At 68.8% G+C, this 20,028-nt stretch carries 19 protein-coding genes; 12 read left to right on the forward strand and 7 right to left on the reverse strand.

What is annotated here, in order from left to right; all coding sequences use genetic code 11:
• Positions 1 to 48: 48 nt before the first annotated feature.
• From AC3WLY_RS21825 to loiP, 3 genes are all read left to right on the forward strand, one after another.
• Positions 49 to 1,365 (forward strand): chorismate transformation FkbO/Hyg5 family protein, encoded by a 1,317-nt coding sequence (locus AC3WLY_RS21825; RefSeq protein ID WP_492309939.1) that lies wholly within the window; start codon positions 49 to 51, stop codon positions 1,363 to 1,365.
• 125 nt (positions 1,366 to 1,490) lie between these two features.
• Positions 1,491 to 2,273 (forward strand): glycosyltransferase family 2 protein, encoded by a 783-nt coding sequence (locus tag AC3WLY_RS21830; protein ID WP_111016112.1) that lies wholly within the window; start codon positions 1,491 to 1,493, stop codon positions 2,271 to 2,273.
• Positions 2,274 to 2,471: 198 nt separating this feature from the next.
• Positions 2,472 to 3,233 (forward strand): metalloprotease LoiP, encoded by a 762-nt coding sequence (gene loiP / locus AC3WLY_RS21835; RefSeq protein WP_175962058.1) that lies wholly within the window; start codon positions 2,472 to 2,474, stop codon positions 3,231 to 3,233.
• Positions 3,234 to 3,336: 103 nt separating this feature from the next.
• Here loiP and AC3WLY_RS21840 read toward each other — a convergent pair whose 3' ends face one another.
• Genes AC3WLY_RS21840 through AC3WLY_RS21855 form a run of 4 tightly spaced genes read right to left on the reverse strand, consistent with a single transcriptional unit; the run spans position 3,337 to position 8,082 of the window.
• A complete protein-coding gene (locus AC3WLY_RS21840) occupies positions 3,337 to 5,046 on the reverse strand; it encodes a lactate permease LctP family transporter (protein WP_492309938.1) in 1,710 nt (569 codons plus the stop codon).
• A 56-nt stretch (positions 5,047 to 5,102) separates the two neighbouring features.
• A complete protein-coding gene (locus tag AC3WLY_RS21845) occupies positions 5,103 to 6,548 on the reverse strand; it encodes a LutB/LldF family L-lactate oxidation iron-sulfur protein (RefSeq protein WP_492309937.1) in 1,446 nt (481 codons plus the stop codon).
• Positions 6,545 to 7,285 carry a LutC/YkgG family protein gene (locus AC3WLY_RS21850; RefSeq protein WP_492309936.1) on the reverse strand — a complete coding sequence of 247 codons (741 nt, stop codon included), beginning with the start codon at positions 7,283 to 7,285 and terminating at the stop codon, positions 6,545 to 6,547. The genes AC3WLY_RS21845 and AC3WLY_RS21850 overlap by 4 nt, the downstream gene beginning before the upstream one ends.
• A complete protein-coding gene (locus AC3WLY_RS21855) occupies positions 7,282 to 8,082 on the reverse strand; it encodes a (Fe-S)-binding protein (protein ID WP_492309935.1) in 801 nt (266 codons plus the stop codon). The genes AC3WLY_RS21850 and AC3WLY_RS21855 overlap by 4 nt, the downstream gene beginning before the upstream one ends.
• Before the next feature lie 134 nt (positions 8,083 to 8,216).
• On the opposite strand from AC3WLY_RS21855, the gene AC3WLY_RS21860 reads away from it, so the two are divergent.
• The 6 genes from AC3WLY_RS21860 to AC3WLY_RS21885 all read left to right on the forward strand — a co-directional run bounded on the left by AC3WLY_RS21860 (position 8,217) and on the right by AC3WLY_RS21885 (position 13,820).
• The gene (locus tag AC3WLY_RS21860; RefSeq protein WP_175962053.1) at positions 8,217 to 8,933 is read left to right on the forward strand and encodes a FadR/GntR family transcriptional regulator; all 717 of its coding nucleotides are present in this window, start codon (positions 8,217 to 8,219) and stop codon (positions 8,931 to 8,933) included.
• Positions 8,934 to 9,178: 245 nt separating this feature from the next.
• Positions 9,179 to 10,804, forward strand: a complete 1,626-nt coding sequence (locus AC3WLY_RS21865; protein WP_492309934.1) for a phospholipase D family protein — start codon at positions 9,179 to 9,181, stop codon at positions 10,802 to 10,804.
• 240 nt (positions 10,805 to 11,044) lie between these two features.
• Positions 11,045 to 11,818 (forward strand): class II aldolase/adducin family protein, encoded by a 774-nt coding sequence (locus AC3WLY_RS21870; RefSeq protein WP_048242764.1) that lies wholly within the window; start codon positions 11,045 to 11,047, stop codon positions 11,816 to 11,818.
• Positions 11,819 to 11,863: 45 nt separating this feature from the next.
• Positions 11,864 to 12,049: a hypothetical protein gene (locus AC3WLY_RS21875; RefSeq protein ID WP_175962050.1), complete on the forward strand. Its 186-nt coding sequence runs from the start codon at positions 11,864 to 11,866 to the stop codon at positions 12,047 to 12,049.
• A 283-nt stretch (positions 12,050 to 12,332) separates the two neighbouring features.
• Positions 12,333 to 12,767: a CHRD domain-containing protein gene (locus AC3WLY_RS21880; RefSeq protein WP_175962049.1), complete on the forward strand. Its 435-nt coding sequence runs from the start codon at positions 12,333 to 12,335 to the stop codon at positions 12,765 to 12,767.
• 90 nt (positions 12,768 to 12,857) lie between these two features.
• Positions 12,858 to 13,820: an alpha/beta hydrolase gene (locus AC3WLY_RS21885; protein WP_492309933.1), complete on the forward strand. Its 963-nt coding sequence runs from the start codon at positions 12,858 to 12,860 to the stop codon at positions 13,818 to 13,820.
• On the opposite strand, the gene AC3WLY_RS21890 is transcribed toward AC3WLY_RS21885, so the two are convergent.
• Entirely contained in the window at positions 13,790 to 14,632 is an 843-nt protein-coding gene (locus AC3WLY_RS21890) for an EcsC family protein (protein WP_492309932.1), read from the reverse strand. The two genes, AC3WLY_RS21885 and AC3WLY_RS21890, sit on opposite strands and share 31 nt — an antisense overlap.
• 108 nt (positions 14,633 to 14,740) lie before the next feature.
• Here AC3WLY_RS21890 and AC3WLY_RS21895 point away from each other — a divergent pair, with 108 nt between their 5' ends.
• The gene (locus AC3WLY_RS21895) at positions 14,741 to 16,336 is read left to right on the forward strand and encodes an MDR family MFS transporter (RefSeq protein WP_175962046.1); all 1,596 of its coding nucleotides are present in this window, start codon (positions 14,741 to 14,743) and stop codon (positions 16,334 to 16,336) included.
• A 34-nt stretch (positions 16,337 to 16,370) separates the two neighbouring features.
• Entirely contained in the window at positions 16,371 to 16,817 is a 447-nt protein-coding gene (locus AC3WLY_RS21900) for a MarR family winged helix-turn-helix transcriptional regulator (RefSeq protein ID WP_034179018.1), read from the forward strand.
• Between the two features lie 122 nt (positions 16,818 to 16,939).
• On the opposite strand, the gene AC3WLY_RS21905 is transcribed toward AC3WLY_RS21900, so the two are convergent.
• Together AC3WLY_RS21905 and AC3WLY_RS21910 are read right to left on the reverse strand one after the other, a co-directional pair.
• Entirely contained in the window at positions 16,940 to 17,521 is a 582-nt protein-coding gene (locus tag AC3WLY_RS21905) for a DJ-1/PfpI family protein (RefSeq protein WP_034179017.1), read from the reverse strand.
• A gap of 167 nt (positions 17,522 to 17,688) precedes the next feature.
• The gene (locus AC3WLY_RS21910) at positions 17,689 to 18,969 is read right to left on the reverse strand and encodes an amino acid deaminase (RefSeq protein WP_204424507.1); all 1,281 of its coding nucleotides are present in this window, start codon (positions 18,967 to 18,969) and stop codon (positions 17,689 to 17,691) included.
• Positions 18,970 to 19,088: 119 nt separating this feature from the next.
• Between AC3WLY_RS21910 and AC3WLY_RS21915 the strand changes: the two genes are divergently transcribed.
• Positions 19,089 to 20,027: a MurR/RpiR family transcriptional regulator gene (locus AC3WLY_RS21915; protein WP_175962044.1), complete on the forward strand. Its 939-nt coding sequence runs from the start codon at positions 19,089 to 19,091 to the stop codon at positions 20,025 to 20,027.
• Position 20,028: the final 1 nt, after the last annotated feature.

Here is a 20,028-nt window from a genome sequence, read left to right on the forward strand (position 1 = left end):
GCTGGCTGCGATGTCGCGCGGCCTGCATCGCATAGTGAGGAAATCGAAGTGTCCGTGCATCCAGTCGACGCCGAACGGCGCCCGTGTTCCCTGTCGTCAGCCACCGCGCCGCTCGCGCGCGGGCAGGCGGCCGGCAGGCCGGACGCATCGCGATCGGGCGCGCCGCTCGCACACGGTGGCGACCTCGCACTGCAGCTCGTCCGGATGAGTCATGCGCGGCTCGCTGCGTTGCTGCACGATGCGCGCATGCGTGGCGATGGAATCGACCGCGCGTTTCCGGGTGCGTTGGGCGCGGTGTGCATCGGCGCGGCCGGATTGCAGGACGAATTGAACGCAGAATCGCACGCCGATGCGGCGGCACGAATGCTGGCCGATGCAGCCCCCGACCTGCCGGTCGCACCGGTGCAGATGGCGCTGCTCGGCGCCGGCGTCGCACCGGGCGATGCCGTCTGCGAAATCTGGCAATGCAATGCGCGCGACCTGCGCAGCGAACGGCGCGGTGCGCTGCACTATCGCTACAGCGAAGCGGCGGGGCTCGTGTTCGGCAGCATCGTCGTGCACGAAACGAACGAAACGCACGAAACGAACGAAACGCAGCGCGACGGCGGCACGCCGCTCGAACGCGCGACATACGATGCATACCGCGCGCTGTTCGACGTGCTCGATACGCTCGGCATGCCGCATCCGCTGCGCATCTGGAATACCGTGCCGGCGATCAATGCCGTGCAGTTCGGGATCGAACGCTATCGTCAGTTCAATATCGGCCGTCAGCACGCCTTCGACGCGTGCCGCCGCGCATTGACGGGCGGCGTGCCGGCCGCGTGCGCGCTCGGTTCGGTCGTGCCGGTCGCGGGCGACGCGTTGCCGGCCGCGCCGCTCGCGATCCATTTCATCGCGAGCCGCACGCCCGCAGATCCGGTCGAGAACCCGCGCCAGGTCAGCGCGTATCACTATCCGGCGCAATACGGCCCGCGTGCGCCGACGTTCGCGCGTGCAGCGGCCTGGGCGGACGGCGGCGCCGCGTCGGTGCTGTTCGTATCGGGCACCGCGAGCATCGTCGGGCACCGCACCGTGCATCGCGGCGACGTCGTCGCGCAAACGCGCGAGACGGTCGCGAACCTCGCGGCCGTGCTCGAGCAGGCCGCGCGGCAGGGGCATGGCCCGTTCTCGCTTGCCGACCTGAGCTATCGCGTCTACGTGCGCGACGCCGGCGATGCCGCGGCGCTTGCCGCGATCGATCGGGTGCTGCGCGATGCGGCCGGCCCCGGCGTGCGGCCGCTCTTCGTCCATGCGGACGTATGCCGCGACGACCTGCTGGTCGAGATCGAGGCGAGCGCGGGGCACGCGATGGAGCGGCTGTCATGAAGCGGGAGAACTTCACGATCCGGCCACCGGCACCGCATACGGGCGGCGTCGACGAAGCCTGCCGCCAGTCGCCGGCAAGTCATAAACTTTTGTCAGGATCCCTGTCTTCGCAATCGGCCGTTCCCATGTCCAAGCTGCACGCCTCGTCCACCCACCTCGTCCTGATTCCGAGCTACAACCCTGGCGCCAAGGTCGACACGACCGTGCGCAATGCCCGCGCGCAGTGGAATCCGGTGTGGGTCGTCGTCGACGGCAGCACCGACGGCAGCGCCGAGCGGCTGCAGGCGATGGCCGAGCACGATCCCGGGTTGCGCGTGATCGTGCTGCCGGAGAACCGCGGCAAGGGCGCCGCGGTGCTCGCAGGGCTCGACGCGGCTGCCGCGAGCGGCTTCACGCACGTGCTGACGATGGATTCCGACGGCCAGCATCCGGCCGACCTGATTCCCGCTTTCATGGCCGCGTCGCAGGCCGCGCCCGATGCGATGGTGCTCGGCGTGCCGAAGTTCGACGCGAGTGCGCCGCAGCTGCGCGTGCAGGGGCGCCGGCTGTCGAACGCCTGGGCCGACCTCGAGACGCTGTGGGCCGGGATCGGCGATTCGCTGTACGGCTTTCGCGTGTATCCGGTCGCGCCGCTCGCCGCGATCATGCGGCGCCAGCCGTGGATGCGCGGCTTCGACTTCGATCCCGAAGCGGCCGTGCGGCTGTGCTGGGCCGGCGTACGTCCGATCCGCATCGACGCGCCGGTGCGCTACTTCGGCCGGCACGAGGGCGGCGTGTCGCATTTCCACTACGGTCGCGACAACGCGCTGCTTGCATGGATGCACCTGCGGCTTTTCACCGGCTTCGCGGTGCGGCTGCCGATGCTGGTCGCGCGGCGGCTGACGCGACGCCGCGACCAGGCGGCCTGAGCGGCGCGCCCGTTTTCCCTTCCGATCGTCGTTCGCTCGCGGCGATTGCTTCGGGTTTGATCTTCAATTCCGCTGAAAATCGCCGCTTCGTATCAATCCTATGAGTAATTAAGGTGTCATCGGATGTAAACATCTGGTAATTTTCTGCCGGATTATGCAAAATCGCCGCTCCCAAATACAACTATCGAGGGATCCGGGATGCAACTCAAGAAAGCGGTGGCAGCGTGTGGCGTGGCGTTCCTGTTGAGCGCATGCGGCGGGGTACAGAGTCTCGACGCGAACGGCCTGACGTCGGCGGGGACGAACCTGTTCAAGGCAGCGACGCTGTCTGATTCGGACATCGCCGCGCTGTCGAACGACTCGTGCAAGTCCAGCGACGCCGAATCGAAGATCGCGCCGGCGAACAGCGCGTATTCGAAGCGCCTGACGAAGGTGATGAAGGGCTTCGGCGACATGACGCTGAATGGCCAGAAGGTCAACTACAAGGTCTACGTGACCAAGGACGTCAACGCGTGGGCGATGGGCAACGGCTGCGTGCGCGTGTACAGCGGCCTGATGGACATGATGAACGACGACGAACTGCGCGGCGTGATCGGCCATGAAATGGGCCACGTCGCACTGGGTCACTCGAAGAAGGCGATGCAGACGGCGTACGCGGTGAGCGCAGCGCGCAGCGCGGCCGGCGCGGCATCGCCGGGCGTGGCGGCGCTGACGAGCTCGCAGCTCGGCGACATCACCGAGAAGTTCATCAACGCGCAGTTCTCGCAGACGCAGGAAAGCGCGGCGGACGACTACTCGTTCGACCTGATGAAGCAGAAGGGCATGAGCCAGAAGGGCCTCGTCACCGCATTCCAGAAGCTGGCGAAGCTCGATGGCGGCCAGAGCTCGATGATGAGCTCGCACCCGTCTTCGACGAGCCGTGCGCAGCACATCGAGGATCGCATCGCGAAGGGCAGCTGATCGCGCAGCCGCTCGCCGGCCGACGCCGACGATCGACAGGCAGAAAGAAAAACCCCACGCTCTTCCGGGCGTGGGGTTTTGTTTTTGCGGGTGTGCGCGCCGCTTACGGCACCATCCCCGGCAGCACGTACGCCTGCACCAGAGTGATCAAGCCGACGATCACCGCGAACAGCAGGCTGTGCCGCACCGTGAAGCGGAACAGCGCCGACTCGTTGCCGACGAGGCCCGTCGCCGCGCACGCGACCGCGATCGACTGCGGCGAGATCATCTTCGCGGTCACGCCGCCCGTCGTGTTCGCGGCCACCGCGAGCGTCTCGGGCACGCCGAGCTGATGGGCCGTGGCCTGCTGCAGCGAGCAGAACAGGGCGTTCGACGACGTGTCCGAGCCGGTCAGGAACACGCCGAGCCAGCCGAGGAACGGCGAGAAGAACGGGAACGCGGCGCCGGTTGCGGCCAGCATCAGCGCGAGCGTCGACGACATCCCCGAATAGTTCGCGACGAACGCGAACGCGAGTACGAGGCCGATCGACAGGATCGGGCGCGTCAGCTCCTTCAGCGTTTCGCCGAACGTGACGAGCGCGTCGCGCGGCTTCATCCGCAGCAGCGCCATCGAGATCAGCGCGGTCACGAGAATCGCGCTGCCCACCGCGGACACCAGATCGATCTTCAGCACGGCTTCGAGCGCCTTCGGCGTCGCGGCGATCGGTGCGGTCTTCACGACGAGCTGGTCGAGCTCCGCCACATGGAACTTCAGCACGGTCGACGCGAGCGCGCCGTGCGCGGTGAACAGCGCCTTGAACGGCGCGATGCTCCACACGGTGACGACGGCCGTCAGGATCAGGAACGGCGACCACGCGCGCACCGTCTGCGCGAGCGTGTACGGCGACGCCTGCCGGCTCGCGCCCGTGCCGCCCGCGCCGAATTTGCCCGCGCCGAAACCGGCCAGCGCAGCGCCGCCGCCGGTCGCGACGATGCCGCCGGCCGGCTGCTGCGCGGTGCGCGGCTGCCATACCTTCAGGAACGCCGCGAGCGCGACGAGGCTGACGAGCGACGACGTGATGTCCGGCAGCTCGGGCCCGATGTGGTTCGACGTGAAGTACTGCGTGACGGCGAAGCTGCCGCCCGCGACGAGCGCGGCCGGCCAGGTTTGCCGCACGCCGCGCAGCCCGTCCATCATGAACACGAGCCAGAACGGCACCGCGAGCGACAGCAGCGGCAACTGGCGGCCGGCCATCGCGCCGATGTGGAACGGGTCGATGCCCGTCACCTGTCCGGCGACGATGATCGGGATGCCCATCGCGCCGAACGCGACCGGCGCGGTGTTCGCGATCAGGCACAGCCCGGCCGCGTGCAGCGGCTTGAAGCCGAGGCCGACGAGCAGCGCGGCGGTGATCGCGACGGGCGCGCCGAAGCCGGCCGCGCCTTCCAGGAAGGCGCCGAACGAGAAGCCGATCAGCAGCATCTGCAGGCGCTGGTCGTCGGTGATCGACAGCACGGATGCGCGGATGACGTCGAACTGGCCGGTCTTCACGACGATCTTGTACAGGAACACGGCCGCGACGATGATCCACGCGATCGGCCACAGGCCGTACGCGAAGCCGAAGCCGGCCGCCGCGAGCGCCTGCGGCACGGGCATCCCGTACGCGACGATCGCGACGCCGAGCGACAGCAGCAGCGTGATCGCGGCCGCGACGTGGCCCTTCATCCGCAGCGCGGCCAGCGCGACGAAAAAGAAGATGATCGGGATCGCGGCGACGAACGCCGACAGCCCGAGGCTGCCGAGCGGGGTGTAGATCTGATGCCAAACCTGCATGGTTGTCTCCTCCATCTGTGTTTGTATCTCTATGGGTACGGTCGGGAAAGCGGTGTCTATTCGGGCTGGCCGCGTGCGCGCAGCAGGTCGGACAGGCTGCGCGGCGCCGGTTCGAGCGGCGTGCGGTGCTGCGTCCAGCCCATCTGTTTCGCGGGTGTCAGCGCGCGCAGGCGCGTCGCCGTCCAGCGGAACGCGCGGTACGCGCGCGGATGCGCGAATGCGCCCGACCAGAAGCGCCACACGAGGTCTTCCGCGCGGTTGTAGTTCGCGCCCTGGCCGCGCAGCGGATGCGCGACGGGTTCGTCGGGCTTGCGGTTCGCCTCGGTGCGCAGCCGCACGAGCAGTTCCGGGATCGGGATCCGGACCGGACATACCTCGCCGCATGCGCCGCACAGCGTCGACGCGGTCGGCAGGTCGGCCGTCGCGTCGAGGCCGAGCAGGTGCGGCGAGATGATCTTGCCGATCGGCCCCGGGTAGGTCGTCCCGTACGCGTGGCCGCCGATGCGCGTATAGACGGGGCAGTGGTTCATGCATGCGCCGCAGCGGATGCACTGCAGCGTCGCGCGCAGTTGTTCGTCCGCGTAGGCCTGCGTGCGGCCGTTGTCGAGCAGCACGAGATGCAGTTCGCGCGGGCCGTCGCGTTCGCCGTCGCGGCGCGGGCCCGAGATCAGGTTGAAGTAGGTCGTGATCGCCTGGCCGGTGGCCGAGCGCGTGAGCAGGCTCGACAGCGGCACGATGTGCTCGAGTTTTTCGACGACCTTCTCGATCCCCATGATCGCGATGTGCGTGTCGGGCACCGTCGTCGACAGGCGGCCGTTGCCCTCGTTCTCGACGAGCCACAGCGTGCCCGTGTCGGCTGCCGCGAAGTTCACCCCCGACAGGCCGATGTCCGCGTCGGCGAACGCGCGGCGCAGCGCGCGCCGGCCGGTCTGGATCAGCTCGTCGACGTCTTCCGTGTAGCGCGTGCCGGGGATGTGTTTCTCGAACAGTTCGGCGATGTCGCCGCGCGTCTTGTGGATCGCCGGCATCACGATATGCGACGGCTTCTCGCCCGCGAGCTGCACGATGAACTCGCCCATGTCGGACTCGATGCAGTCGACGCCGTGATCCGCGAGGTAATGGTTCAGCTCGATTTCCTCGCTCGCCATCGACTTGCCCTTGATCACGCGGCGCGCCTTCTTCGCCTGCGCGATGCAGAGCACGATCGCGTTCGCGTCGGCGGCCGTCTCGGCCCAGTGCACGTGCACGCCGGCTTCGACGAGCTTCGCCTCCAGCCGATCGAGCAGCGCGGGCAACTGCGCGAGCGCGTGCTGACGCACGGCTTCGCCGAGATCGCGCAACTGCTGCAACTCGGTGTCGTCGGGGAATTGCGTCGCGCGCTTGCCCTGCAGGAAATCCATCGCGCCGCGAAAACTCCGGCGCAGCGCGGGATCGTCGAGCGCGGCGCGCGCGCGGGCCTTGAAGTCGCCGGGGGCGACGAATTGCAGCGTGTGGTCGCTCATCGCGGCTGGTCCTCGCAAGCGGTTGCGGCCGGCCGGGCGGCCGCGGCATCGGCAGCCGGATCGGTGACGATCACGACCCACAGGCGGCGCGGGCCATGCGCGCCATAAGCGAGCGTCTGCTGGATGTCGGACGTCTTCGACGGGCCCGACACCAGCACGAGGTTGGTCGGCATGCCGGCGTGCCAGCGCTCCGCGTGCACGGCTGCGTGCAGGTCCGCATGCAGCGTGTTCGAGTGGACGAGCGCGACATGCAGCGGCGGCACCAGCGACACCGTGCGCGGCGTGCCGGCATCGGGCGCGAGCACGACGGTGCCGGTGGCCGCGATGCCCGAGCGGGCGACGGTGAAGCCCGCGTCGATCGTGTCGAACAGTTCGGTCTTCCACGCGTCGATCGGCCGGTCGAACGGCACGGGCGTGACCGCGTCCGGCAGCGCGCGGGCGAGCGCCGCGGATTCGGCGCGGGCCGGGTCGAGCAGCAGGCGGCGCACGCCGGCGTCCGCGAGGCGCGCGGCAAGCTGAGCAGGCCATTCGTCGTCGGTCGCGCACCAGACCTCCGCGTGCGACGCGGCGAGCGCGGCCTGCATCGCCTGTACGAGCGCGTGCGGATCGCGCGCGGCCGATGCGCGGCGCGTGTCGTAATGCGTGTCGATGCGCGCATCGAGCGCGGCGGCGGCCGTCGCGGCGACGCTCGGAGCGGCGCTGCGCAGGCGCGCGAGAATCGCGTCGCGCGCGCTCATTGCTTGTCTCCGCGCAGCGGCGCGGCACCGGCCGTGCGCCGCCACAGGAAGCTCGCGAGATGCTCGACCGGCAGCCGCGCGCCGGCCTTGGTCGCAGCGTGGCCGATGTTCAGCAGGCAGCCGCAGTCCGCGGACACGAGCCGGTCGCAGCCGGTCGCGCAGGCCGACGCGACCTTGTCGCGCACCATCGCGCCGGAGATGTCGGGATGCTTCAGCGAGAACGTGCCGCCGAAGCCGCAGCATTCGGATTCGCGTTCGTGTTCGATCCGCGTCACGCCCGGCAACGCGTCGACGAGCGCGACGCCGTGCCCGCGCGTGCCCATTTCGCGGCGCGCCGCGCACGACGTGTGCAGCACGACGCACTCGTCGGGCCCGGCGCTTGCCGCGGCCGCGTCGAGTTGCACGTCGAGCACATGGACGAGGAATTCGGCGAGTTCGTAGGTCCGCTCCGCGATCGCGCGCGCCTTCGGGCCATGGACGGGATCGTCGGCGAACAGCGCCGGCCAATGGTGACGGATCATGCCCGCGCACGAGCCGGACGGCACGATCACGGGCCACGATTCGGCGAACAGGTCGAGCTGCGCGGCCGCGACGCGGCGCGCTTCGTCGGGATTGCCGCTGCTGTAGGCCGGCTGCCCGCAGCAGCTCTGGCCGCGCGGATAGTGGACGGTCAGCCCTTCGCGCTCCAGCAGGCGGACCGCGTCGAGCCCCGCTTCGGGGACGAACAGGTCGACCAGGCAGGTCGCGAACAGATAGACGTGCGCGGGGGCGCCGGCGGGGTACGGCCTTTCGTTCATGTCTCGCTCCAGTGGCGACGGCCCGGCATGCGGATGCGGGACGACGATTTCGCTGCATAATTCCCGCGACGGCGCCGCGGCTCAAATTGGTTGGGCCAATCGGCGCGACGGGTATTCCGGGGGGAGACGCGACGATGGCAGCGATGACGGCACGGGGCCGGACCGAAGTGGTGATGCGCAAGATCGAGACGGCGCTGCTCGACGGCACCTGGCCGGCCGGCGCGCGCCTGCCGGCCGAGCGCGTGCTCGCGCAGCAGTACGGCGTCGCGCGCAACACGGTGCGCGAGGCGACCCAGCGGCTCGTCGCGCGCGGGCTGCTGCAGAGCCGGCGCGGCGCGGGCGTCTACGTGACGGACCAGTTGCGCGCGGGCATCGCGTCGCCGTGGGGCCAGCTGGTCGCCGATCATCCGGCGCTGCGCGACGACATCCTCGAATTCCGCCGCGTGCTCGAAGGCGCGACCGCATATTTCGCTGCGCTGCGGGCCGACGCGAACGACCGGCGCCGGATCCGCACGCTGCTGCGCGAACTCGAAACCGCGCATGCGAACGACGACGCGGCCGTCGAAGCCGCGACCGACGCGAAGCTGCACGAGGCGATCGCGCTCGCGTCGCACAACACGATGTTCCTGCACCTGCATACGAGCGTGATCGGGATGCTGCGCGAGCACATCTCGATCAACGTGGCAGGCATGACGACGGGCGACGAGCAGGCGTCCGAGCTGCTGTTGCTGCAGCACCGTGTCGTGTGCGACGCGATTTGCGCGCATCGGCCCGAAGAGGCGCGCACCGCGATGCAGACGCACATCGACTACGTGCGCAGCCATTTCGAGCGCAGCGGCGACGGGGCATGAGATTGGTCGGACCGTTCCGGTGCGCGGGCCGCCCGGCGGGCGGATCCGGGGCGGTCGGACCGCGACACCAGATCCGCGGTCGATCGCCGGTCGCCCACGCCGCCCGCTGCCGCAGCGGGGCGCCGCTTGCGCCACCCGCGAGATTGACCGGTTCATCGGGCGCCCACTAAAATCGGCTGGAACCGCCCGCCAGCCTCGCGCCGCGGCGAATGCGGACCCTTGTTCCGCCAGTCGAGGAAGCTTCCGTGCTCACGTCTTTCATCCGGCGCGCGCAGGCCGCGCTGTCGTGGCGCGCCGCATGCGGCCCGGCCCGTGCGCTGGCCGTCTGTGTGCTGCTGTCGCTCGTCGCCGCGTGCGCGACGCATCCGCCCGCCACCACGCTCGATCGCCCGGTTTCCCATGCATTGCCGTCCGATACCGCGACGCCGCTGCGCGACGCGCTGGCCGCGCCCGAGGCCGCGCATCCGGGCCAGTCGGGTTTTCGGCTGCTGGCGGACGGCGCCGAGGCGTTGCAGATGCGCATCGCGCTCGCGCGCGCCGCGACGAAGACGCTCGACATGCAGTACTACATCGCAACCGAGGACACGACGGGCAAGCTGCTGCTCGCCGCGGCGCTGTACGCCGCCGATCGCGGCGTGCGTGTGCGGATGCTGGTCGACGACCTGAACTTCCGCGACATCGACCGCATCATGGCCGCGCTGAACACGCACCCGAACATCGAGATCCGCGTGTTCAACCCGTTCGGCGCGTCGCAGCAGGGCATGGTCGAGCGCACGACCAATTTCTTCACGAGTATCGACAGCTTCACGCGCCGGATGCACAACAAGGCGATGATCGCGGACAACCGGATTGCGATCGTCGGCGGCCGCAATCTCGGCGACGAATACTTCAGTGCGAGCCCTACGCTGCAGTTCCGCGATCTCGACGTGCTCGCCGTCGGCCCCGTGACGAACGACATCTCGGCGAGCTTCGACACCTACTGGGCGAGCGCGAGCAGCTATCCGCTGCGCATGCTGAATCACCAGTCGTTCGATCCGAAGGATCTCGACGCGATGCGCGACGAGCTGCGCAACCACTGGCGCCAGAACGCCGATCCGTACAACGCGAAGCCGCTGAACGCGACGCCGCTCGCGCAGCAGATCGCGCGCGACGAGCTCGCGCTCGTGTGGGCGCCGGCCGAGTTCAAGGTCGACGCGCCCGACAAGGTCGCGCAGCCGACCGACGCGTACGTGAGCCCGCCGATGCGGCGCCTCGTCGAGCTGACGCGCGGCGCGCAGCAGGAATTCCTCGCGTTCTCGCCATATTTCGTGCCGCACGACGCGGGCGTGAAGATTCTCGGCGACACGACCGCGCGCGGCGTGCGCGTCGCGATCCTGACGAATTCGCTCGCCGCGACCGACGCGGTTGCGGTGCAGGCCGGCTACGGGCCGTACCGCGTGCCGCTGCTGCGGCACGGCGTCGAGCTGTACGAGTTCAAGGCGCAGCCCGGCCGGCAGCGTCCGCGCCTGTTCGGATCGCGCTCGCGCGCGAGCCTGCACGCGAAGGCGTACGTGATCGACCGGAAGATCCTCGTGATCGGCTCGATGAATCTCGATCCGCGTTCCGCGCACTTGAATACCGAACTGGCGCTCGTGATCCATAGCCCGGCGCTCGCGCAGCAGGTCGCGACGATTTTCGCGCGCGTGACGCAGCCGGACGAAAGCTATCGCGTGAGCCTCGCGACGCCGGCGGGCGGCGGCGCGCCCGAACTCGAGTGGACGGGCACGGACGACGGCCGGCCGACCACTTATCACGTCGATCCGCACGCGGGGCTGCTGCGCAACATGATGACCGGCATCTTCATGCTGCTGCCGGTCGACGACCAGTTGTAAGGGCCGGAACGGCTCAGGCCAAACCCGCGATACCGGTGCGCGGGGAAAGGTGATATGGTTGTGTACGCAACGATATGCGTATCGTGAAGACGTCGCCGGACGGCTCTCGCAATGCGGGGCCGGGGCGGTGACCGAACGACGCGCCGCATGAGCCGCATGAGCCGCGTGCGGCGCCAGGAGACGATGGACGATGCGCGCAGCCGCCCGCGCGGACGCGCACGCCCGCAACCGGAGTGCCCCATGCAACGTGTACCGAACCAGCCGTTTACGCGTCCCGCCCGCTTCTCCGAAGCCGAATGGCAGGCGCGCGTGCAGCTCGCGGCGGCCTACCGCATCTTCGATCATCTCGGCTGGACCGAGCTGATCTACAACCATATCTCGCTGCGCGTGCCGGGCGAGGACGGGCATTTCCTGATCAACCCGTTCGGGCTCCATTACCGCGAGGTGTGCGCGTCGAACCTGGTGAAGATCGACATCGACGGCAACGTGATCGGCCATTCCGACTGGCCGATCAATCCGGCCGGCTTCACGTTCCACAGCGCGATCCATGCGGCGCTGCCCGACGCGCACTGCGTGATGCACGTGCACACGACGCCCACGATGGCCGTGTGCTGTTCGCGCGACGGGCTGTCGTTCTCGAATTTCTATTCGGCGCAGTTGTACGGGAAGATCGCATATCACGACTTCGAGGGCATCACCGTGCATCTGGAGGAGGGGCGGCGCATCGTCGAGAGCGCCGGCGGGCGGCCCGTGCTGCTGCTGCGCAACCACGGGCCGGTGACGATCGGCGCGACGCTCGCGCAGACGTTCTCGCTGATGTGGCTGCTCAACCGCGCTTGCGAGGTGCAGGTTGCCACGCACGCGATCGGCGACGCGCTGCCGATCGCGCCGCCGGTGCTCGAAGCGTGCGTTCGCGATTCGCTGAATTTCGACCCGAAGCATGGCGCGGGGCAGGACGCGTTCGACGCGCTGCAGCGCATCGTCGATCGCATCGATCCCGGCTATCGCGCGTGACGCGGGGCGGCCGCGCGGCCGCTAGAAGCGGTAGCCGAGGCCGGCTTGGTGCGCGTCCTCGCGCCGCACGACAGGATGGGCAGCGCGATATTCGATGCGAAGGAGAAGCAGCGGAAATTGCTTCGTCATGCTTGTCATATGACGAATGCGGATTCGCGTTGCGATGCCGGCATGCCACATCGCCAGGCCGCGCGGCGCACGCAAAAAAAACGCGGCCGGGTGGCCGCGTGAATACTCGCAGACTCCTTCGGACGAAGGAAACAAGCAACTGTGAGACGAAGTGTAGCGAAAGGCCGCGCGCGGATTCAGGCGTCAGGCTGCAAAGGTCTCTTCCAGGTTGACGCAGACTGACGCGATGCGTCGCGCGAGACGACCTGCCGTGCGCGGCGCGCCGATGGGCGTGAGGCGATTCGCGGCATGGCCGTTCGGACGACTCCCGGATCGGCGGCGATCGACTACCATCACGTGTAGCGTCCCCGTTCGGGCGGCGTACAACGTCGTGCAAGGAGAGTCTATGCTCAAGCTGCGTTTGCTCCAGGTCGCGTTACTCGCGGGCGTGCTGGCCGCCGGCAGCGCCGCTGCCGAAACGGTGCGCCTGTCCGCCAGTCTTCAGCCGTCGAGCGAAGTGCCGCCGACGGCGACCAAGGGCTCGGGCGCCGTCGACGCCACCTACGACACGGCCAGCCGCACGCTGCAATGGATGGTGACTTACGAACACCTCACCGGCCCGGCGACGGCCGCGCACTTCCATGGGCCCGCGCCGGTCGGCCAGAACGCCGGCGTGCAGGTGCCGATTCCGAAGGACGAGCTCGCGAGCCCGATCAAGGGTTCGAAGGTGCTGACCGACGCGCAGGTCACCGACCTGATGGGCGGCAAGTGGTATTTCAACGTCCATACGAAGGAGCACCCGTCCGGGGAGATCCGCGGCCAGCTGATGCCGGCGAACTGAGCGCCGGCGTTTGATATAGAGGCTCCGTTCGAGCGGCGCGGTAACGATCGCACGTACCATCGTCACACGAGTGATTAAGGAGTGCGTCCGATGAGTTGGCAAAGCAAGTTCGCCTGCTGGCTGCTGCGCCGGCAGTTCCGTCCCGAGACCACGCGCGAGGTGCTCGATCCCGCCCGCGCACGGCGCTTTACCGACCTGCGGATGGTCGTGCCGCGCCGTGCGCCGTCGGGCTACCGGCTGCGCGAATGCCATGGCGCGGGCGACGCGCCGCTGCGCGGCGAATGGCTCGAACGCACCGACGCGGGCGCGGGTCGCGCGCCCGGCCGCACGCTGCTGTACTTTCACGGCGGCGGCTATTACTTCTGTTCGACGAAGACCCACCGGCCGCTCGTGTTCGGCCTGACGAAGCGCGCGGGCGTGCGCTCGTTCTCGCTCGACTACCGGCTCGCGCCCGAAAACCGCTTCCCGGCCGCGCTCGACGATGCGCTGGCCGCGTACCGTCAACTGCTGGCGCTCGGCACGCCGCCCGAGTCGATCGTGCTCGGCGGCGATTCGGCCGGCGGCGGCCTCGCGCTCGCGACGCTCGTCGCGCTGCGCGATCGCGGCGAGCCGTTGCCGGCCGGCGCGATCCTGTTCTCGCCGTGGGCCGACCTGGCCGGCACGGGCGATACGATGCGCACCAACGACGGCGCCGATCCGATGTTCGCCGGCGCCGCGCTGCCGAAGGCCGCGAAGCTGTACCTCGGCGACGCGCCGGCGACGCATCCGTATGCATCGCCGCTCTATGCGGATTTCGCGAGCCTGCCGCCGCTGTATATCCAGGTCGGCAGCACCGAGGTGCTGCTGGACGATTCGCGCCGTGTCGCGGAGAAGGCGAAGGCGGCCGGCGTGCCGGTCGAGATCGAGGTGTGGCCGGACATGCCGCACGTGTGGCAGCTTTACGCGCCGATGGTGCCGGAAGCGCGCGATGCGCTCGATCGCGCGGCCGCGTTCCTGCGCCGCGTCGCGGTCGAACGCGCGGTTCAGCGCGTCGGCGAGGCGTCGATCGCCTGATAGGCGGCCTGGACGGCCGCCGGGCCGTACTTGCGTTCGAGGCGGCGCACGGTGAAGTGGCCGTGCGCCATCTGCTGGAAGTGGTCGATGAACAGCGTGTTGACGGTCGCGCCGAGCACGGCGCCGATCGCCGGGATCGACTTCGCGGCCATCTGCTCGGTCACCTGCACCGAGAACCGCGATGCCACCGTCTGTACCAGCTTGAATACCGCCGCCGAGCTGTGCGCGGCGATGCCTTTCGTCGTGATGTCGGAAGACGCCTTCGAGATCGCCTGCGCGAGTGCGCCGCGCAGCACGAAATAGCCGAGATCGGCGTCCTCTTCCTGCTTGTCCGGGTTGCCGCCCATGCCGAGCACGGCCAGGCATTGCAACTGCGTATCCACTGACGCGAGATCCTCGCCCTCGCTGCGCGCGATGTCGCACACCGAGCGGAAGATCAGCGTGGTCGTCACCGGCAGCTCGACCGGCAGCGCGAGAAAGCCGAACGCGCCGCCCGCCGCGCCGGTTGTCGCGACCGCGAGCTTGTGCAGCAGGTTGCTGGGTTTCTCGGGCTCGGCGTCCGGCGCCTGCGGCTTGCCGAGCGTGCGCAGCGCGATGTTCAGGCACTTGCGCAGCGCGAGCTGCGTCGCATCGTTGATCTTGCCGGTCGCGAAATCAGGCAGCCGCGCGATCATCTTCTCGACCGGTGCGCCGAGCACGCCCGTCAGCTTCATCGTCAGCGACGGGCTTTCCAGCACCTGCTTCGCGCGCCGCAGCGCGTCCCGGTCCTCCGGCGACAGCGTTGTCGCGGGCGTGATTGAAATCGGTTCCATCATTCTCCTTGGCGGCCGGGGGGCGGTTTGACCGCCGCCGGCCTAGATTACTCCGACATGCTAGAATTTTGAGATTGTTTGACTCGTCAAAAGTTGCATCAACAAAAAATGGCCGTCCATACTGCCGCCCACCATTCGAGCGGGCAAGTCTTGCCGTTCCGCGAATCGCTGCTGGCGATGATCGGGATCTCGTTCGTCACCATGCTCGTCGCGCTCGACCAGACCGTCGTCGGCACCGCGCTGCCGACCATCGTCGCCGAGTTGAGGGGCTTCGACCTGTACGCGTGGGTCGCGACCTCGTACCTGCTCAGTTCCGTGATCACGGTGCCGATCTTCGGCCGCCTCGGCGACTACTACGGCCGCAAGCCGTTCGTGATCGTGTCGATCGTCGTGTTCACCGGTGCGTCCGTGCTGTGCGGGATGGCCAACGACATGCTGACCCTCGTGCTCGCGCGCGGGCTGCAGGGGATCGGCGGCGGGATGCTGGTCGGCACCGCGTTCGCGTGCATTCCCGACCTGTTCCCCGATTCGGTCGTGCGGCTGCGCTGGCAGGTGCTGATGAGCTCGGCCTTCGGCATCGCGAACGCGGTCGGCCCGTCGCTCGGCGGCGTGCTGACCCAGTCGTTCGGCTGGCGCTCGGTGTTCTACGTGAACCTGCCGGTCGGCCTGCTGTCGCTGCTGTTCGTGTGGCGCTACCTGCCGCACCTGCGCCACGTCGAGCACGATCGCAAGATGCGGCTCGACTGGCCGGGCGCGCTGCTGATCGCGCTGTCGCTCGGCGCGCTGCAGCTGTTCGTCGAATGGCTGCCGAAGTACGGCGTTGCGAGCTGGGCGTCGCTGCTGCTCGTCGTCGCGGTCGCGGCCGGCATCGGCCTGTGGCACTGGGAGAAGCGCTGCGCGCAGCCGATTCTGCCGTTCGACATGTTCGGCAACCGCGCGCTGTCGGCGCTGTTCGTGCTCGCGATCCTCGCCGGCTTCTCGATGTTCTCGCTGCTGTTCTACGCGCCGCTGCTGTTCCAGGGCGGCTTCGGGATGTCGCCGAAGGAGGCCGGGCTCGTGATTACGCCGCTCGTCGTGTTCATCACGATCGGCAGCATCATGAACGGCCGCGTCGTCACGCGCATCCGCAATCCGAACGCGATGCTGCACGTCGGCTTCGTGCTGTTCGCGATCGCATGCGCGGGCATCGTCGTGTCGACGCACACGACGCCGACCTGGATGCTGATGGCGCTGATGGTCGCGGGCGGCATCGGGCTCGGCTTCGTGCTGCCGAACCTCACGGTATTCGCACAGCAGGCGGCTGGCCGCGAACATCTCGGCATCGCGACGGCGCTGCTGCAGTCGCTGCGGATGGTCGGCGGGATGATCGGCACCGCGCTGACGGGCACGCTCGTCAACCAGATGTATTCTGGCGGCGTGCGCAATGCACTCGCGGCCGACCATGCGATGCAGTGGCATGCGCAGCTCGCCGATCCGCAGATCCTGATCGACCGGGCGGCGCAGGGCGGTCTCGTCGCGGAGCTGACGCGCGCCGGGCATAATGGCGCGCTGCTGCTGGAAGCGGCCCGCGAATCGCTCGTCGGCGCGATTCACCTGGGCGTCGCGATGGCGGCCGTCGTCGCGGTGGTGTCGGTATGGCAGTGCCGCCGCGTGCCGCCGATCGCGCTGCGGCGCAAGATCGAGCCGCACGTCGCGGCCGATTAACGATTCAACGATTCACCGGAAACGAAATCAGCGCATGGAAGAACAGGACCGCGTCGCGATCTTGCAGCAATTCGGACGCACGTATCGCGCGTTCATGACCGCGTTCGAAGCGCACGTCGGGCAGCCGATGCCGCGCTGGCGCATCATGGTCGCGTTGCACACGATGGGCGGACATTCGTCGCAGAAGAAGCTCGTCGAAGTGCTGCGCATCGATCCGGGCGCGCTCACGCGCCAGTTGAAGTCGCTCGACGCGCTCGGCTGGATCGAGCGCGAGTCCGACGCACGCGACAACCGCGTGACCAACGTGACGCTGACGGACGACGGCCGCGCAGCGTTCGACGCGTGCCTGCCGCGCCGCAAGGCGTTTCTCGAACAGACGGTGGCGCAGTTGCCGGACGACGTGCTGAATGCGCTGTCGGGCGCGCTGGCGATGCTGGAATCGCGGATCGCGGACGTCGGTTCGACGCCGGTCGCGCGCTGAGGCGCGGCGCGGGCAGGCGCGTACGTCGCGTCGGCGACCGATTGCGACCGATTGCGACCGGCACGCGGGCATGAAATCCCGCCGCCGGCCGGCGCTTCATCTCATCTCAATTCACTTCAGGTTCACAGCTCGATGCGCGTGCCCAGCAGCGCGAGGAACTGCGCGAGCCATGCCGGATGCGCGGGCCACGCGGGTGCGGTGACGAACGGCGCGTCGGTCACGGCCGCGTCGACCGGGATGTCCGCGTATTCGCCGCCCGCGAGCTTCACCTCGGGCGCGCAGGCCGGGTAGGCCGAGATGCGCTTGCCGCGGATCACGTCGGCGGCCGCGAGCAGTTGCGCCGCATGGCAGATCGCGGCGATTGGCTTGCCGGCCGCAGCGAACTCGCGCACGAGCGAAATCACCTTCGGGTCGAGTCGCAGATATTCGGGCGCACGGCCGCCCGCGATTGCGAGCGCGTCGTAGCGCGATGCGTCGACGTCGTCGAACGCCGCGTTCAGCGTGAACTGGTGGCCGGGCTTTTCGGTGTAGGTCTGGTCGCCCTCGAAATCGTGGATCGCGGTCTTGATCTTGTCGCCCGCGCGCTTGCCCGGGCAGACTGCGTCGACGTGATGGCCGACGGCCTGCAGCGCCTGGAACGGCACCATCGTTTCGTAGTCTTCGGCGAAATCGCCGGTCAGGAACAGGATCTTCTTCGCGGCCATGGCTTTCTCCAGTGAAGCAGCGTTGAGGGCCCGCTCGCGCCGCGTGCGGCAGACCGACGCAACGGCCGCGAGGAGCCCCGAGGACGAAAGCGCAGTGTACTCCGGCAGATTGAAGCGCGCGTGACGACCGCCCCGCGCGAGCGGCGGGGCGGCGCGCGCAACGTGCGTCAGAAGAACGTTTCGACCACTTCCGTCACGCGGAACTGCGGATCGAGCACGAGTACCTGGCGCCACTTGTCGAACGTCAGGCACGGGTGCGAGATGTCGAACGCGACCATGTCGCCGACCTTCACGTCGGCGCCCGGCGGGATCTGCAGGTATGCGTGCTGGTCCATCATCCCGGTGACGGCCCAGCCTTCGGTGGCGGCGACGTCGCGCGGCGCGGTGTCGCGGCCCGGGCGGAAGTGGCGCGCCGGCTCGGGCAGGCCCGCGTCGAACGCCGCGTCGCGCTTGCCGAGCGCGACGATCGCGCGATTCTGCTCCGGCACCGACTGTACGTACGCCCACAGCTGCAGTGCGGGCAGCAGCCCTTCGCCCATCGTGCGTGCGATCGGGTTGCGCGCGAACACGTCGGTCTGCGCCTTCTTGTAGATGCCGACATCGTGCGTCAGGTAGCAGCCCGGACGCAGCACGACTTCCGCGAAGCCTGCGTCGGACGCCTTCGCGAATTCCTCCGCGACCACGTCGTACCACGCCGAACCGGCGCCGGACAGGATCGCCGGCGTGCGCGCGAAGCGGCCGGCGTCGGCCAGCTGGCGCGTGAGCGCGACCGCGTCCTGCAGGAACGCGCGGATCTCGCCTTCCTCCTTCAGCACGCCTTCGTAGAGTTCGATGCCGGCCAGCTTCAGCGTGTCCGGATAGCGCGCGAGCGCGGCGAGCACGGCCTCGCGCTGCGCGGCGTCGCGCACGCCCGCGCGGCCGCCCGGCACGCCGAGCTCGAGCAGCACGTTCAGCGTTTTCTTCGCGTCGCCGAAGAAGCGGCCGAGCTGGTCGACGCCCTCGGCGGAATCGACGAGACAGAAGAATTCGAAGTCGGGATCGGACAGCAGCCCGGCGATGATCGTCATGTTCTGGCGGCCGACGAGCTGGTTCGCGAGCAGCACGCGCCGCACGCCGCCGTGATACGCGGCCTGCGTCTGGTGCGCGGTCGCGAGCGTGATGCCCCACGCGCCCGCATCGAGCTGGCGGCGGAACAGTTGCGGCGCCATCGTCGTCTTGCCGTGCGGCGCGAACTTGACGCCATACCGCTGGACGAAGGCCTGCATCCAGTTCAGGTTGTGTTCGATGCGATCCTCGTAAAGCACGGCAGCCGGCAGGCTGACGTCTTCCGCGAGCAGGTTCCACTCGAGGCGGCCCGCGTCGCCGAGCGGCACGCTGGCGCTCGGCAGGTTGCCGAGGCCCTTGCCGAAAGGATCGATCGTCGCTTCCTGATAGTTTGTAACTTTCATGTCATCCCGCTCCATCATCACTATGCATTGCACTGAAGTTGACATGCCGATGGTACAGAAAGTAGCATCGGCGCGGTGATGTTATTTAGTAACATCAAGCTTCGAACCCTTTTCAGCAGATGAATACGCCCGCCACCCCGTCCGCTCCGCTCGCGGCCGAGCCTCATCCGGCTTCGGCCGCCCCGCCGGTCCTCGACATCGTCGCGAGGATCGCCGAATGCGCGCCCGAGCTGCGCGAAGCCGAGCGCAAGGTCGCCGCGTTCATCCTCGCCGATCTCGCGCGCGCCGCGCATGCGAGCATCGGCGCGCTCGCGCGCGACGCGGAGGTCAGTGCCGCGACGGTCACGCGTTTCGCGAAGGCCGTCGGCTGCCGCGACGTGCGCGAACTGAAGGTGCTCGTTGCGCAGGCGGCGGCCGTCGGCCAGCGTTTTCTGGTGCCGTCCGACGATGTACCGACCGCCGACGCGAGCCCCGCGTCGGTCGTCTACGACGAGATCCGCGTGGCGCTCGCGCACAACCACCAACTGCTGCGCAACACGTCGTTCGACGCGGCGGCCGACCTGCTTGCCGGCGCGAAGATGATCTATGTGTACGGGCAGGGCGGCGGCTCGACCATGCTCGCCGACGAGCTGCGCTTCCGGCTCGTGCGCTTCGGCCGGCCGGTCGCGAGCTACCAGGACAGCCTGCTGCAGCGGATGGTGTCCGCGACGCTGTCGCGCGACGCGGTCGTCGTCGCGTTGTCGGTGAGCGGGCGCGTGCCCGAGCTGCTCGAGAGCTGCCGCCTCGCGAAACGCTACGGCGCGAAGCTGATCGCGATCACCGCGCCGGCTTCGCCGCTCGCGAAGCTCGCCGACCACCTGATCCCGGTCGTCGCGTTCGAAACCGATTTCATTTACAAGCCGTCGACATCGCGCTACGCGATGATGATGGCGATCGACGTGCTCGTCACCGGAGTCGCGCTGCGGCTCGGCGATGCGGGCCGAGAATCGCTGCGCCGCATCAAGCATGCGCTCGATGCGCATCGCGGCGGCGGAGACCGTCAACCGGTAGGAGACTGAC

The sequence above is a fragment of the Burkholderia sp. FW306-1C-G01B genome (assembly GCF_058781685.1).

Bases quoted from the DNA above. Each gene is read 5' to 3' on its own strand.
- AC3WLY_RS21880 (WP_175962049.1), top strand. From the start codon at position 12,333: ATGCTCAAGCTGCGTTTGCTCCAGGTCGCGTTACTCGCGGGCGTGCTG.
- AC3WLY_RS21830 (WP_111016112.1), top strand. From the start codon at position 1,491: ATGTCCAAGCTGCACGCCTCGTCCACCCACCTCGTCCTGATTCCGAGC.
- AC3WLY_RS21915 (WP_175962044.1), top strand. From the start codon at position 19,089: ATGAATACGCCCGCCACCCCGTCCGCTCCGCTCGCGGCCGAGCCTCAT.
- AC3WLY_RS21855 (WP_492309935.1), bottom strand. From the start codon at position 8,082: ATGAACGAAAGGCCGTACCCCGCCGGCGCCCCCGCGCACGTCTATCTG.
- AC3WLY_RS21845 (WP_492309937.1), bottom strand. From the start codon at position 6,548: ATGAGCGACCACACGCTGCAATTCGTCGCCCCCGGCGACTTCAAGGCC.
- AC3WLY_RS21885 (WP_492309933.1), top strand. From the start codon at position 12,858: ATGAGTTGGCAAAGCAAGTTCGCCTGCTGGCTGCTGCGCCGGCAGTTC.
- AC3WLY_RS21870 (WP_048242764.1), top strand. From the start codon at position 11,045: ATGCAACGTGTACCGAACCAGCCGTTTACGCGTCCCGCCCGCTTCTCC.
- AC3WLY_RS21895 (WP_175962046.1), top strand. From the start codon at position 14,741: ATGGCCGTCCATACTGCCGCCCACCATTCGAGCGGGCAAGTCTTGCCG.
- AC3WLY_RS21900 (WP_034179018.1), top strand. From the start codon at position 16,371: ATGGAAGAACAGGACCGCGTCGCGATCTTGCAGCAATTCGGACGCACG.
- AC3WLY_RS21840 (WP_492309938.1), bottom strand. From the start codon at position 5,046: ATGCAGGTTTGGCATCAGATCTACACCCCGCTCGGCAGCCTCGGGCTG.
- AC3WLY_RS21910 (WP_204424507.1), bottom strand. From the start codon at position 18,969: ATGAAAGTTACAAACTATCAGGAAGCGACGATCGATCCTTTCGGCAAG.
- loiP (WP_175962058.1), top strand. From the start codon at position 2,472: ATGCAACTCAAGAAAGCGGTGGCAGCGTGTGGCGTGGCGTTCCTGTTG.
- AC3WLY_RS21905 (WP_034179017.1), bottom strand. From the start codon at position 17,521: ATGGCCGCGAAGAAGATCCTGTTCCTGACCGGCGATTTCGCCGAAGAC.
- AC3WLY_RS21860 (WP_175962053.1), top strand. From the start codon at position 8,217: ATGGCAGCGATGACGGCACGGGGCCGGACCGAAGTGGTGATGCGCAAG.
- AC3WLY_RS21890 (WP_492309932.1), bottom strand. From the start codon at position 14,632: ATGGAACCGATTTCAATCACGCCCGCGACAACGCTGTCGCCGGAGGAC.
- AC3WLY_RS21850 (WP_492309936.1), bottom strand. From the start codon at position 7,285: ATGAGCGCGCGCGACGCGATTCTCGCGCGCCTGCGCAGCGCCGCTCCG.